Source organism: Capnocytophaga sp. oral taxon 324 str. F0483, assembly GCF_000318315.2.
GTDB classification, from domain to species: Bacteria; Bacteroidota; Bacteroidia; order Flavobacteriales; family Flavobacteriaceae; genus Capnocytophaga; species Capnocytophaga ochracea.
Genome location: NZ_KB291528.1, coordinates 1 through 12,733, shown reverse-complemented (window position 1 = coordinate 12,733; position 12,733 = coordinate 1). Strand labels below are relative to the sequence as shown.

The 12,733-nt window shown below is 40.1% G+C and carries 11 protein-coding genes; 4 read left to right on the top strand and 7 right to left on the bottom strand.

The annotated features are described in order from the left end of the window. Nucleotides 1-334 precede the first annotated feature (334 nt). Nucleotides 335-1,729 carry a phosphoglucosamine mutase gene (gene glmM, locus HMPREF9072_RS08660; RefSeq protein WP_009411352.1) on the top strand — a complete coding sequence of 465 codons (1,395 nt, stop codon included), beginning with the start codon at nucleotides 335-337 and terminating at the stop codon, nucleotides 1,727-1,729. A gap of 85 nt (nucleotides 1,730-1,814) precedes the next feature. On the opposite strand, the gene odhB is transcribed toward glmM, so the two are convergent. The 4 genes from odhB to HMPREF9072_RS08640 form a co-directional block, all read right to left on the bottom strand. Next, nucleotides 1,815-3,053 (bottom strand): 2-oxoglutarate dehydrogenase complex dihydrolipoyllysine-residue succinyltransferase, encoded by a 1,239-nt coding sequence (gene odhB, locus HMPREF9072_RS08655; protein WP_009411351.1) that lies wholly within the window; start codon nucleotides 3,051-3,053, stop codon nucleotides 1,815-1,817. 29 nt (nucleotides 3,054-3,082) lie between these two features. After that, nucleotides 3,083-4,039, bottom strand: coding sequence for a DUF4299 domain-containing protein (locus HMPREF9072_RS08650; protein WP_009411350.1), 957 nt, complete (start codon nucleotides 4,037-4,039; stop codon nucleotides 3,083-3,085). An 83-nt stretch (nucleotides 4,040-4,122) separates the two neighbouring features. Next, the gene (locus HMPREF9072_RS08645; RefSeq protein ID WP_034566322.1) at nucleotides 4,123-4,683 is read right to left on the bottom strand and encodes a TonB-dependent receptor plug domain-containing protein; all 561 of its coding nucleotides are present in this window, start codon (nucleotides 4,681-4,683) and stop codon (nucleotides 4,123-4,125) included. Nucleotides 4,684-4,708: 25 nt separating this feature from the next. Further along, nucleotides 4,709-7,480, bottom strand: coding sequence for a 2-oxoglutarate dehydrogenase E1 component (locus HMPREF9072_RS08640; protein WP_009411348.1), 2,772 nt, complete (start codon nucleotides 7,478-7,480; stop codon nucleotides 4,709-4,711). A gap of 689 nt (nucleotides 7,481-8,169) precedes the next feature. Between HMPREF9072_RS08640 and HMPREF9072_RS08635 the strand changes: the two genes are divergently transcribed. Beyond that, nucleotides 8,170-8,658, top strand: a complete 489-nt coding sequence (locus tag HMPREF9072_RS08635; protein WP_009411346.1) for a thioredoxin family protein — start codon at nucleotides 8,170-8,172, stop codon at nucleotides 8,656-8,658. A gap of 37 nt (nucleotides 8,659-8,695) precedes the next feature. Here HMPREF9072_RS08635 and HMPREF9072_RS08630 read toward each other — a convergent pair whose 3' ends face one another. Both HMPREF9072_RS08630 and HMPREF9072_RS08625 read right to left on the bottom strand, forming a co-directional pair. Continuing rightward, complete coding sequence (locus tag HMPREF9072_RS08630; protein WP_009411345.1) at nucleotides 8,696-9,697, bottom strand: Gfo/Idh/MocA family oxidoreductase; 1,002 nt, start codon at nucleotides 9,695-9,697, stop codon at nucleotides 8,696-8,698. A gap of 11 nt (nucleotides 9,698-9,708) precedes the next feature. Then, on the bottom strand, nucleotides 9,709-10,299 hold the full coding sequence (locus HMPREF9072_RS08625) for a hypothetical protein (RefSeq protein ID WP_002671504.1): 591 nt from the start codon (nucleotides 10,297-10,299) through the stop codon (nucleotides 9,709-9,711). A 137-nt stretch (nucleotides 10,300-10,436) separates the two neighbouring features. On the opposite strand from HMPREF9072_RS08625, the gene HMPREF9072_RS08620 reads away from it, so the two are divergent. Together HMPREF9072_RS08620 and HMPREF9072_RS08615 are read left to right on the top strand one after the other, a co-directional pair. Continuing rightward, entirely contained in the window at nucleotides 10,437-11,087 is a 651-nt protein-coding gene (locus tag HMPREF9072_RS08620) for a protein-L-isoaspartate(D-aspartate) O-methyltransferase (RefSeq protein WP_002671501.1), read from the top strand. Nucleotides 11,088-11,120: 33 nt separating this feature from the next. Next, nucleotides 11,121-11,681, top strand: coding sequence for a hypothetical protein (locus HMPREF9072_RS08615; protein WP_034566321.1), 561 nt, complete (start codon nucleotides 11,121-11,123; stop codon nucleotides 11,679-11,681). Nucleotides 11,682-11,961: 280 nt separating this feature from the next. On the opposite strand, the gene HMPREF9072_RS08610 is transcribed toward HMPREF9072_RS08615, so the two are convergent. Beyond that, nucleotides 11,962-12,291, bottom strand: a complete 330-nt coding sequence (locus tag HMPREF9072_RS08610) for a hypothetical protein (RefSeq protein ID WP_009411343.1) — start codon at nucleotides 12,289-12,291, stop codon at nucleotides 11,962-11,964. Nucleotides 12,292-12,733 lie beyond the last annotated feature (442 nt).

Here is a 12,733-nt window from a genome sequence, read left to right as displayed (position 1 = left end):
AGACCCACTGTAGACCCACTGTAGACCCACTGTAAACCCACTGTAAACCCACTGTAAACCCACTGTAGACCCATTGTAGAGCCACTGTAGACCCACTGTAGACCCACTGTAGACCCACTGTAGACCCATTCTTTCTTCGCTTGTTGTTCGTTTATCCCATAAGCCTTCTTTAATTTAACCATTAATCACTAACCATTAATCACTAACCATTAACCATTAATCTTTATGATTTCAAATTTTTATATATCATTTTTTTATCCTATTTTTGTCGCGAAAAAACACACTCTCTTCTATGTTATGATTATCTTTTGAAGAGAGTATAATCACTAAAATTATGTCATTAATCAAATCAATCTCAGGTATTCGTGGTACTATTGGAGGTGTACCCGATGAAAATCTAACCCCTATCGATGCCGTAAAATTCGCTGCCGCTTATGGTACGTGGCTCAAAGAAAACCTCAACAAAGCAAATATAAAGGTGGTTGTAGGAAGAGACGCACGTATTTCGGGCGAAATGATACAGAACTTAGTACAATACACCCTTGTAGGATTAGGCATTAATGTAGTGGATATCGGGCTAAGTACAACTCCTACCGTCGAAGTAGCTGTTACAATGGAAAAAGCCGATGGGGGCATTATTCTCACTGCAAGTCATAATCCTAAACAGTGGAACGCCTTAAAACTTCTCAACAATAAGGGAGAGTTCCTCAGTGCTAAAGAAGGCGAAAGAATTCTAACCATTGCTCAAGAGAACAAGGTGGTTTTTGCTGACGTAGAAGCTTTAGGAAGCATTTCTCACGATAATACCTATATTCAAAAACATATTGAGGCAGTGTTAGGGTTGCTAACATCTTCCACTATCGAAGCCATACGCAATTGTAAATTCAAAGTAGTTGTTGATGCGGTGAACTCCACAGGAGGTATTGCAATTCCAAAGTTATTAGAACGTTTTGGCGTAGAAGTAGTTCGTTTGTACTGTGAACCAAACGGACATTTTCCTCATAACCCCGAACCTTTAAAAGAACATTTGGGAGACATCTGCAAAAAAGTACTTGAAGAAAAAGCCGATTTTGGTATCGTAGTAGACCCCGATGTAGATAGATTAGCTTTTATTACGGAAGAAGGTGAAATGTTCGGCGAAGAATATACTTTGGTTGCTTGCGCCGATTATATTTTAGGAAAAACCAAAGGAAATGTAGTCTCTAACCTCTCTTCTTCTCGTGCGTTGAGAGATATAGCCGAAAAGTACGGAGTACAGTATGCAGCAGGAGCTGTAGGTGAGGTAAACGTAGTTGCTAAAATGAAAGAAGTGCACGCAATCATAGGTGGTGAAGGCAATGGAGGTATTATCTATCCTGAACTACACTATGGTCGTGACGCTTTGGTAGGTGTAGCGTTATTCCTTTCCTTACTTGCTGAAAGAAAATGCAGTGTAAAGACCTTGCGCAATAGTTATCCTGCTTATTATATGAGCAAGAACAAAATACAACTTACCAAAGACATTAACCCCGATAATATCTTACGTGAAATGCAGAAGAAGTACGCACACGAGCAAATCAATACTATCGATGGCTTAAAGATTGATTTTCCTCAAAGCTGGGTACACTTGCGAAAATCTAATACTGAACCTATTATTCGCATTTACACTGAAGCTAAAAGTCAAGCAGAAGCCGATGAACTTGCTCTGCGTTTTATTGAAGAAATGAAAGCCGTTGCTTTCGTGAAGTAACTGATTCATAATTTACTAATTATTAAAACTCCCTGTAAAGCTATTAGCTTTACAGGGAGTTTTCTATATCTTTTTCTCTAATTCCTTAGAGCTCAAGAGCTTGTTTAGGATTGCCATTCATTAGAATTTCTACAGGATTTTCGAGAGCTTCTTTTACAGCTACTAAAAATCCTACTGATTCACGTCCATCGATGATACGGTGGTCGTATGAAAGAGCGACATACATTACAGGAGCAATCACTATCTGTCCGTTGCGCACGATAGGGCGGTCGACGATGTTGTGCATACCCAAAATCCCTGATTGTGGCGGATTGATGATAGGAGTAGAAAGCATAGAGCCAAACACGCCCCCATTAGTAATCGTAAAAGTACCACCGGTCATTTCATCTACTGTAATTTGTCCATCACGAGCGCGGGTAGCTAAGCGTTTTACTTCGGCTTCCACACCTCTAAACGAAAGGTTCTCGGCATTGCGAATCACGGGAACCATCAAGCCTTTAGGTCCTGAAACGGCAATAGAGATGTCGCAGAAATCGTAAGTTACCTTGTCTTGTCCGTCAATCATCGAATTGACATCGGGGAAGAGTTTAAGGGCACGCACGACGGCTAAAGTAAAGAACGACATAAAGCCGAGACTCACATTATGGCGCTCTTTGAAAGCGTCCTTATATTTGGCGCGCAACTCGTAAATAGCCGTCATATCCACTTCATTGAAGGTAGTGAGCATAGCGGTTTCATTCTTAGCACTCACCAAACGTTCGGCCACTTTGCGACGCAACATACTCATCTTAGTACGCACTTCTTTGCGAACGCCACCCGTAGGAGTCCCCATCGAAGGTTTAGAGGCTTTAAGTGCATCATCTTTGGTAATACGACCGCCTTTACCTGTACCCACTACTGCTGATACAGGAATCTCGCGTTCTGCTAATATTTTACGAGCGGCAGGACTTGGAACTTGCTTTGCAGAAGATGCAGGTGTTATAGGAACTGTGGAAGGTGCTGGAGCTGTAGGTTTGGGTGCCGCAGGAGCTTCCTGTTTAACTGGTTGTGATGGTGAAGTACCTGCTGATGAAGCTCCTACTGGTGCTTTTGCTTTAGTATCAATCAGGCATACCACTTGTCCTACTTTTACGGCTTCGCCTTCTTCGGCTTTCAGTGTAATGACTCCACTGGCTTCAGCGGGAAGTTCGAGAGTAGCCTTATCGGAATCCACTTCGGCAACAGCTTGGTCTTTGGTTACATAATCACCTGTTTTTACAAGCCAACGGGCTATTTCTACTTCGGTGATAGATTCCCCAGGTGAAGGGACTTTCATTTCCAACATATCGTTTAGTTTTAGGTGTTAGGTATTAGTTATTTCGTTCTCAAAATGTTTTTCAATTTTGCTAATAAGCCTTTGCGTTCTTGCTTGTCGTTTTGCAAGAGAGTTTCGAGTTCTTGTCGGTTGAGGGTTATAAGCATATAGTGACCATCGAGTTTTTGTATTTTCTCTTGAGGCAATCGCTCTAAAAAGGTCTGGTAATCGAGTCCGTCGAGTACCTCATAAGCATTAGGGTTGTTTTCATCGCCGTTGATGACTACCAAACTAATGCGCCACAACTTTACATCGTCTTGACTGAGGTTTACTTGGGTGAAATCTACAAAAGGCGGATATTCATATGGCAAGATAGTAGGGACACCCTCTGTAAGAGCATAAGCTCCCATCACCTCTCCTCTGTCATTTCTAAAAAACTGCTGACGTGCGATATACGCATCAGGGTGCTCATATAGTTGTTTTTCTATAAGCTGACTAAAGGCTTTTACCTTATCTTCGGCAGCTAATAACTCGTTTATCATTTCGTCTGACAAACATATAGGACGGTAGACACCGAACAGATAAGATCCTCCTTTTTCACCTTCATAACATTTGATGCCAAATTTAATATCGTTTCTATAATCGTACGTAATGGCATTGGGCTCATAAACTTCTCCTTCTTCATCAACCACTTTGCTACCCAATGCGGTGGCTACTTTGCCAATAAACTCGTACGCACCTAACCAATCGGCTTCGGTACTGGGAGTAAAGACGCGCACACCGTAGTCTTGGGTTTCGGTGTCGTAAGAGACCTCAAAACCGCGACCACTGATGCCTTCTTGTCCCATCAGCATATAGCCCCAATCACTGAGCGGTGCATTCATCACTTGAGAGTAATGCTCGTCGTTATCATCAATAGAGTATTGTACAAATCCCTCACGCTGGAGGTCGAGCAATTGCTGAGGAGTCATTTCCTTAGGTGCTTGTGTGTTTTTAATGTAAAAAGTTCGACTCATCTTTTTAGGTGTTATGTGTTAGAAAGCTACGTTCCCCATAGGGATTGAACTTTGCCAAAGTTTGCGACGAATTGCTCGTCGTACTACGACTTAGGTTCATAAGGTGGTATATCTAACTTTTCAGGTTTTCCTTTTAGAGTAACTAAAATCACTCCATTTTTAGCTTTCTCACCGTATTTTTCAGTAGCTTTTTTGTCTTTTAGCACTACGATACTCTCTACTCTTTTAGGATTGACATTGTTCATAAAAAGCTTTCCTACTTCAGGATCTGAAAACTCTACATCATTGACAACAACCAGAGGAAAATCTTTGTTAGGATTTTCTATTCCTGATAGGTTATCTTTCTTAGAAGTGTCTTTGCTTTTCTTCAACGTAATGATAACCACTCCTTTTTCGGCTTTACTGCTACATAAAACAGTAGCAGAAGGATCTTTAAGTGCGCTTTTAAGTACGTTGATATTCTCAATATCATTAGGATCAATTGCGTTTAAAAAGATACTACCTATCTTGTTATCGTCTATCAGAACGCCATTCACCACGAGCAAGGGTGAATTCTGCTCTCGTGACACAATTTTGGTAACTGTTTTTTGCGCTGATAGTGCATAAGTGGTTATCAGCAATAGTAATGTAATAATTCGTTTCATATCAATTGGTATTTTTAGTTTTTTATTATTCAAATACAGTTGCGATAGCTTTGTTGTGGCGTTTGCGGTCACGGGTATGGCTACCAGAGGCAGGGGCTGCATAGGCGGGAGTACCTACATAACGCCATTTTACCAAATCGAAGTTCATTAACATATAACCATAAGCGCCCATATTTTTAGGCTCTTCTTGCGCCCAAATAAAGTCGGTGGCGTGTTTGTACTTTGCTATAATGGTTTTAAGCTGTGTTAGCGGTAGTGGGAACAACTGCTCGATGCGCACTAAGGCTATATCGTCTCTGCCAAGTTTTTCGCGTTCGGCATAGAGGTCGTAGTAATAGCGACCAGAGCAAAATACTACGCGTTTTACTTTTTGAGCTTTAGCGAGAGGGTCGTCTAACACCTCTTGGAACTGTCCGCCAGCTAAGTCTTCCACAGTTGAAATCACTTGGGGGTGACGCAATAAGCTTTTAGGAGTAAATATTACCAACGGCTTACGGAAGGTAGTCTTCATTTGGCGGCGTAGTAGGTGGAAAAAGTTAGCGGGGGTAGTACAATTGGCTACATACATATTGTTCTCAGCACAGAGTTGCAAATAGCGTTCTATGCGTGCTGAAGAGTGCTCAGCTCCTTGTCCTTCATAACCGTGAGGGAGTAACATTACCAATCCGTCTTGCACTTTCCATTTGTCTTCACCACAACAGATATACTGGTCAATCATTATTTGTGCGCCATTGGAGAAATCGCCGAACTGTGCTTCCCATATGGTGAGTGTGCGCGGACTTGCCATCGCATAGCCGTACTCATAGCCCAAGACTCCATATTCGGATAACAGCGAATTGTAGATATGGAAAGTACCTGTTGCCAATTGTTTGGCTTTGAGGTCTTGCAAGAAGCATATTTCTTCTTCGGTATCTTCTGTTTTGAGCACAGCGTGACGGTGCGAGAATGTACCGCGTTGCACATCTTCCCCAGTGATACGTACATCGTAGCCCTCAGTAAGGAGTGAACCATACGCCAAGAGCTCTGCCATTCCCCAATCGATATGGTTGTGTGCATACGCCTCTTTACGGTCGGCTACAATCTTCTTCACCTTACTGATAAAAGGTTTATCGGCAGGCAATTCAGTAAGTGCCTTGGCTATTGTGTCGAGTTTTTCTTTGCTAATAGTCGTATCTACCTTTTGTAACATTTGTTTTGGCGATGCTATTTCAAAGCCTTGCCATTCGGTTTGCATAAAGGGCTTTAATATCGTAAGTGGTTCGCGACGAGATGCTTCGAGGTCGGCATCAAGAGTAGCTTTATAAGCATTCTCTATCTCGGCAACATAACTTTGCTGTATGAGCCCTTCTTCGATTAGCTTCTGTGCGTAAATATTGCGGGGATTGTCGTGCTTACTTATAATTTTGTACAAAAGAGGTTGTGTAAAACGCGGTTCATCGCCTTCATTATGACCGTATTTACGATAGCCAAAGAGATTGATATACACGTCTTTGCCAAAGGCTTGGCGGTAATCGATTGCCAAGAGAAAAGTGCGCACTACGGCTTCGGCATCGTCGGCATTTACGTGAAGCACAGGCGAATCGTTCATCTTTGCAATATCGGTACAGTACAACGACGAACGCGAGTCGGCAAAATTAGCAGTGAACCCTACTTGGTTGTTTATCACTATATGAACGGTACCCGCATTGGTGAAGCCTCTCAAGCCACACATCTGCACCGTTTCGTAGACGATACCCTGCCCTGACACAGCAGCATCACCGTGAATGATGATAGGCAAGGCTTGTCGGAAATTCTCTTGACAATAGTGGTCTTGTTTCGCACGAGTAATACCTCCTACAACGGCATCTACAGCTTCGAGATGCGAAGGATTAGGTACCAAATTCATATCTACGGTTTTTCCGGCACGAGTAGTGCGTTGGGTGGTGATACCCAAGTGGTATTTCACATCACCGTCGAACCAATCGTCCATTTCGTAATCCTTACCGTCGAACTCGGAAAAGATATCTTTTGGATTCTTGCCGAACACATTGGCTAATACATTTAATCGCCCACGGTGCGCCATACCGAGTACTACGTGTTTTACGCCTTGCTCGGCAGCAGCTTCCACCATAAAGTCGAGACCTGCGATGAGCGCATCGTTGCCTTCAAGCGAAAAACGTTTTTGACCTACATACTTAGTATGAAGGAAGTTCTCAAAAGAAGTGGCTTCATTAAGTTTGTTAAGGATTTGCAGTTTTTCTTCCTTAGAAAACTGAGGTTTATTGTGATTTTGCTGTAATCGTTTGGTGAACCAATCGCGTTCTTGGGGATTGTGAATATACTGATATTCTACCCCTATCGACTTACAATAAGTAGTATTCAACGCCTCAATAATTGCATTTAAAGGCGAGGGAGCTAAGCCTATTTCACGAGCAGCATCGAAGGTAGTATTGAGGTCAGCCGTCGTAAGCCCGTAGTTTTCGATAGCCAAAGTAGGTGTATATGGCTCACGAGGACGTAGCGGATTAATTTGTGCGAATAAGTGACCGTAAGTGCGATAACCATTGATGAGGTTAAGCACGGCAAACTCTTTCTTGACAGTTTCGGAAAGCGCAGGGTTTTCGTTACCCACCACTTGTTGTACCATTACAGGTACTGCTTCTTCTACCGGAGTACTGTATTGCTCTTGAGCAAAATCGAAACCTTGAAAGAAAGCGCGCCAACTGGGTTCTACCGCATCGGGGTTTTCGAGATATTTATCGTATAAATCACCAAAATAAGCCGTACTTGCGGCATTCAAAAAAGAATACTTATCCATAAAAAGCAATTGTTTCGTTTATTTTTCATTAATGATAGGCAAAGGTAATGTTTTGTTTTGGAATAACCATACTTTTTATGAAATATTTTTAAGATAATGTATTAGTAATTTGGGAATTAGCCAATTAGAAAATTAGCAAATGAGAATTTAGAATATAAAAGGAATATCTAACCTTATGGAAATCTTAAAAATCAATAAAAAATGAAACTACAAAATAGTTATGATATTTAAAAATATCAACTCATTAAGCGGATAGTTTTCTTTATATAGATATTATCTATGAGAAATGAGGAAAAAAGAGCCATTTTGGAGGGAGTTTGACCGAAGCTAAAGCGAACCTAAGACGAAGCTAAGACGAACAAAAGACGAACAAAAGACGAAGGAACGCTATTAATAACCTATATATTAGATGTTTATAAGAGCTATTTATGATAGATAAAATCTATTGAAAAGAGGAAATTTAGTAATGTTTATTGTGAAGGCAATTTGCCAATCGCCTCTACAATATAACTAAAAGAAATTGATTATCAAGGCAATCAACTTTGGCAAAGGTGCAAGTCGCACAGGCAACTTTGGCAAAGTGTAGCGACGCAAATGCAATTTAAGACTTTTGGAACAGCCTCGATGTAGCTCTTGAAATATCTTGGCACTTTTTTTGTAATTATATATTTTCAAAAGATTTGGTTTTTATGAAGAAATACTTTTTTATAGCACTCCTCTGCTGGGGAGGTACTGCTCTTTGGTCTCAAAACAGTGAGGAAATAAGTAAAGAACGCGCTGGTTATGAACAACCTTATCACCCTGAGGAAGACGGTGATGCACGTATTACACAACTGCTAAAACAAGCTAAAAAAGAACACAAAAAAGTGTTGGTGCAAATAGGTGGGAATTGGTGTGTGTGGTGCTTGCGCTTTAACCATTTGGTGACTACTACGCCTGAACTGAAAAGTATTTTGGATAAGAAATATATTTTTTATCACCTAAACTTCTCACCTGAAAACAAGAATGAAAAGGCTTTTAAAAAGTACGGAAACCCTGGTGCACAATATGGTTATCCCTCTTTTTTGATTCTCAATGAAAAAGGAGATGTGCTTTTCACTCAAAAAAGTGAAGATTTAGAATCGGGGAAGGGGTATGATGTGAAGAAAGTAAAGAAATTCTTGCAAGGAAGGTTGTAATTTGCAAATTAGAAAATTAGAGAATTAGCAGATTGTGTTATTGGCTAAATTGACTAATAATTTTGATAATTTCAACGACTTGAGTGGCAGGTACGGGATTGGTACCTTTGCCTGTTAAAGCTTGGTAAAGGTCGTTATAAAAAAGCCAATAGTTACCGTGTTGGGCAGTGGTAAACAAACGTTTTTCAAGTGTATGGAGAATGCCATTAGGCTCGGCAACAAAAGGCAACCACTGAGAGGCTGAAGGGATAGTGCCCGCTACTAAGGCATTTTCTTGTCCGTCGAACCGCTGTTGAAGGAAGGAACCCTTAGTGCCGTGCAAGGTGTACTCCCATTGGCGTTCCAAAGCATAGGTAGTGGATTTAAGGCGGACGCGTAGTTCGTTTTCGTAAAAGAAAATCAGTTCAAAATAATCGTCGGTTTGAGTACCTTTGCGAAGGTAACCCAAATCGGCATATACGTTTTTAGGAGTACCAAATAGCTGGAGTGCTTGGTCTATGAGATGTGCTCCTAAATCGTAGAGAGCCCCTCCCCCACGTTCGGGAGTTTCCTTATGAGCCTTGGCACTAATTTCACTTCGGAAACGGTCGAAGCGCATTTCTACTTCTTTAAGTTCGCCGAGTATACCACTGTTTACTATTTCTTTTACCTTTAAATAATCGCCATCATAACGCCTATTTTGGTAAACGGAAAGTAGCTTGCCTTGTTTTGTAGCCAATGTATTGAGTTCTTCAGCCTGCTCGACAGTAACCGTAAAAGGCTTTTCTACCAATACATTCTTATTTGCTAATAACGCTTCTTTGGCATACTCATAATGGGTTTGCACGGGGGTATTGACCACTACCAAATCTACCGCAGGGTCTTGTAGCATTTCGTTTACTGAGCGATAGAGTTTAGCACCAGGATATAGAGCGTGCGAATCGGAACGATGGCGTTCTACTATCGCATAGAGGTGATACTGTGGGTGTTGTGCTATGAAAGGGGCGTGAAATACCCGTCCACTCATACCAAAGCTGGCAAGGGCTACATTAATAGTCATTAGATAAATATTTATAATTCTTTTAGGGAATTGATAATGTCTTTCATCTGCTGGTAATTCTTTTCTTTTTTGCTAGCTAACGTCCAGGTAAAAACTTGGTAGTAGGTCTTTTTAGTTTCGACAATAGCCACCACGTAAAAGACTCCGATACCATTGACGGTTTCGGTAGTTTCAACTACTACAGCAGGATATTTATTAATGGTAGTTTCGGTAATTTGTTTATCAGTAGGGCGCATCATCTTGGCTTCTGCCCAACCTTTTTTGCAGATGCTAAAATAGTCCTTTAATCCGAAGGATTTAACAAAGGCTTTTTTGTTTTTAATATGCAAAGAGTCCTTTAACACTTGGTAAAGTACCTCATTAAGCTCCTTGCGGTCTTCATCGATTACTGCAACAAAAAGCTCAGACTTACCGTTGCCATATTGCAGAGAGGCTTCTTCATAAAGATTATTTTGGCTGGTAAGAGAGTTAGGTAGTGTCATTTCATATCTATCTTCAACTTTCACTACTTGAGTGGCTTCAGAGGAGGTATCGCTCACTCTGCAAGCCGTAGCTAAAAGGAAGACAAAGATGAAATGCAAGTTACGTTTTAAACGCTTCATCTCTTTCCTAATTTAGTTTTTTCCGCCACAAAAGTATAAATAATTTTTAAACTAATCAACTTTTTAGCAAAAAAATAACACAAATACTTTTTTAGTTGAAAAAAAAGGTTGAATTTTGTACCCGAAAATACAAGAAGATGCTACCGCTGAAAGACACATTAAAACACAAAGGATTACGGAATCAATTAGCTGATTTATTGAGAGAAAAAGGCATAAAGGACAAGCGTGTATTGGAGGCTATTCGCACGATACCACGCCATTTGTTTATGGATAGCAGTTTTGAAGATCACGCTTACCAAGATAAGGCTTTCCCGATAGAGGAAGGGCAAACTATCTCTCAACCCTATACCGTAGCTTTCCAAACGGAATTGCTACAAGTATCACCTCGACAAAAAGTATTGGAGATAGGTACGGGCAGTGGCTATCAAGCTAGTGTACTGCTATATTTAGGGGTACAGCTTTACACTATTGAGCGACAACAGAAACTCTTTAAGCAAACACAAAAACTACTCCCCAAACTAATGAATCGTACTGTGCATATGTACTTTGGCGACGGTTATAAAGGAATTCCTAATGAAGCGCCTTTTGACCGTATTTTGGTAACAGCAGGCGCTCCTTATGTGCCGAAAGCGTTGCTTGCACAATTGGCGGTAGGAGGACGTTTGGTAATTCCGATAGGAGAAGAAACTCAAACAATGACGCTTTACGAGCGCATATCGGAAAAAGAATTTCACAAGACTACGCACGGGACTTTTCAGTTTGTACCGATGCTAAAAGAGAGAAACTGATGATTAGTGGTGAATGATTAATAATAATTTTATATGAGAACCATTGCTTTTGTTTTACTATCGTTATTGCTGTTTTCGTGTAAAACAGTACAGCGCCCTAAAATGACAGCTCTTATGGATGAAGCTGCTATTAAGATCCTTAATGAAGGAACGTATTATGTGTATTCTGAGCCTATGGAAAAGCAAGCTCCCTTGTTCTTTCCGCTACTGCCCAAAGAATACCAAGAAACAGCGCTACCTTTAAGTAGGTTTAAACTGCAAGTAAAAGCAGATTCACTGTACGTGAGTTACCAAAAAGTGAAGGATAGCACGACTACTGTGAGAATGGTAGCTGGTTTTAAAGGCAAACAGAAGAAGAACTTTTGGCAACGCTATAATAGGTTTAGAATCTATCCGTTTATTCCTATTTATTTAGGAGTGGATATCGATAGAATACGCATAGCTCCTGATAAAGATGGGGATTTGTTAGTAGAAGTCTACAAAGACCGACAAGGTGCGGTTATGTTTGTACAGTTTTTCAATACTTATTATGACACTTTTGTATTTAAACGAGAAGAACATAATGAATTACCTGAAAAAACTACAACAGAGTAAATTAAGATTTTTGGAGTTAGCAGATTAAAAAAGAGCAAAGCACTTTAACGCGCTTTGCTCTTTTTGTTCCTTAAATAAGTTTCTAAGGGTAATGATATAGGAAGTTTACTGCTTGACAAAAGTCATAGTATAAGTATGTTTATTTCCTTTTTCATCTTCTTTTGAAGCACTAAGAGCAAGTTTATTTCCTACTATAGACATAGATTCTGCTTCTCCAGTAGTTGATTTTAAAACTATAGTATTGCCTGAGACAGTGTAAATAAATGAAACAGATTCACACTTACATTCGTTGTTTTTTTAAAGTTCCAAGCGCACAATTAGAGAATACCCCTTCTTTTTCTAAGAAAGTGAAAGATGTACGATAAAAGCATTTTTTAGAGGCTTTAGATATCTTTTCACCATCGTCAAAAACAATATCCTCTACATTCTTTCCATCAATAGTCATACTTTCTAACTTCCAAGTGCCAATTAAGTTCTTGTTGTCTGCACTTCCCCCACTGTCGCTTTTACCACAAGCGATAAGAGTTACTAAAATTACTGCCATAATGGCTACTACCTGTGTAGCAGTGCGAAAAGTCGCCCACGCTACGTTTTTGTTTTTGTTTTTCATTGCTATTGTTACATAAAATTAAGTTTATATCTACTCTGTTCAGGCTTTTCGGTTACCGCCTTTTAGGTAGGTTTCACTATAACAGAGCAATAAAAAAACGTGGGAACATTCCTTATTGCTCAATTTCTGAAGCCCGACCAAAGGCTGATGTAAATAAGCAAAAGGAATGCCCACGTAACCGCAGGCATTTCCACTTTCACTTTCCTTGTAACATTGAAAAATTGGTCGTTTTCAGAAATTAGGAAACTGTAAAGCGAAACGCTATATGTTATTTTATAATACTATTTTAAAAACTATACGAGTTAGTACTTCTTATAATAGTTATTTTGGTTTAATGAGGCAAATGTACAAAAAAATATCATTCCTACAAAATAAAGGAATATTTTTGACAAAAAATATTGTGTTACCAACTTTGGCAAAGTTTGAAACCAAAACTGTAAGG

What these genes read in the sequence shown, in the direction of transcription:
- glmM (WP_009411352.1), top strand. Translation starts at nt 335, where the DNA reads ATGTCATTAATCAAATCAATCTCAGGTATTCGTGGTACTATTGGAGGT.
- odhB (WP_009411351.1), bottom strand. Translation starts at nt 3,053, where the DNA reads ATGTTGGAAATGAAAGTCCCTTCACCTGGGGAATCTATCACCGAAGTA.
- HMPREF9072_RS08650 (WP_009411350.1), bottom strand. Translation starts at nt 4,039, where the DNA reads ATGAGTCGAACTTTTTACATTAAAAACACACAAGCACCTAAGGAAATG.
- HMPREF9072_RS08645 (WP_034566322.1), bottom strand. Translation starts at nt 4,683, where the DNA reads ATGAAACGAATTATTACATTACTATTGCTGATAACCACTTATGCACTA.
- HMPREF9072_RS08640 (WP_009411348.1), bottom strand. Translation starts at nt 7,480, where the DNA reads ATGGATAAGTATTCTTTTTTGAATGCCGCAAGTACGGCTTATTTTGGT.
- HMPREF9072_RS08635 (WP_009411346.1), top strand. Translation starts at nt 8,170, where the DNA reads ATGAAGAAATACTTTTTTATAGCACTCCTCTGCTGGGGAGGTACTGCT.
- HMPREF9072_RS08630 (WP_009411345.1), bottom strand. Translation starts at nt 9,697, where the DNA reads ATGACTATTAATGTAGCCCTTGCCAGCTTTGGTATGAGTGGACGGGTA.
- HMPREF9072_RS08625 (WP_002671504.1), bottom strand. Translation starts at nt 10,299, where the DNA reads ATGAAGCGTTTAAAACGTAACTTGCATTTCATCTTTGTCTTCCTTTTA.
- HMPREF9072_RS08620 (WP_002671501.1), top strand. Translation starts at nt 10,437, where the DNA reads ATGCTACCGCTGAAAGACACATTAAAACACAAAGGATTACGGAATCAA.
- HMPREF9072_RS08615 (WP_034566321.1), top strand. Translation starts at nt 11,121, where the DNA reads ATGAGAACCATTGCTTTTGTTTTACTATCGTTATTGCTGTTTTCGTGT.
- HMPREF9072_RS08610 (WP_009411343.1), bottom strand. Translation starts at nt 12,291, where the DNA reads ATGAAAAACAAAAACAAAAACGTAGCGTGGGCGACTTTTCGCACTGCT.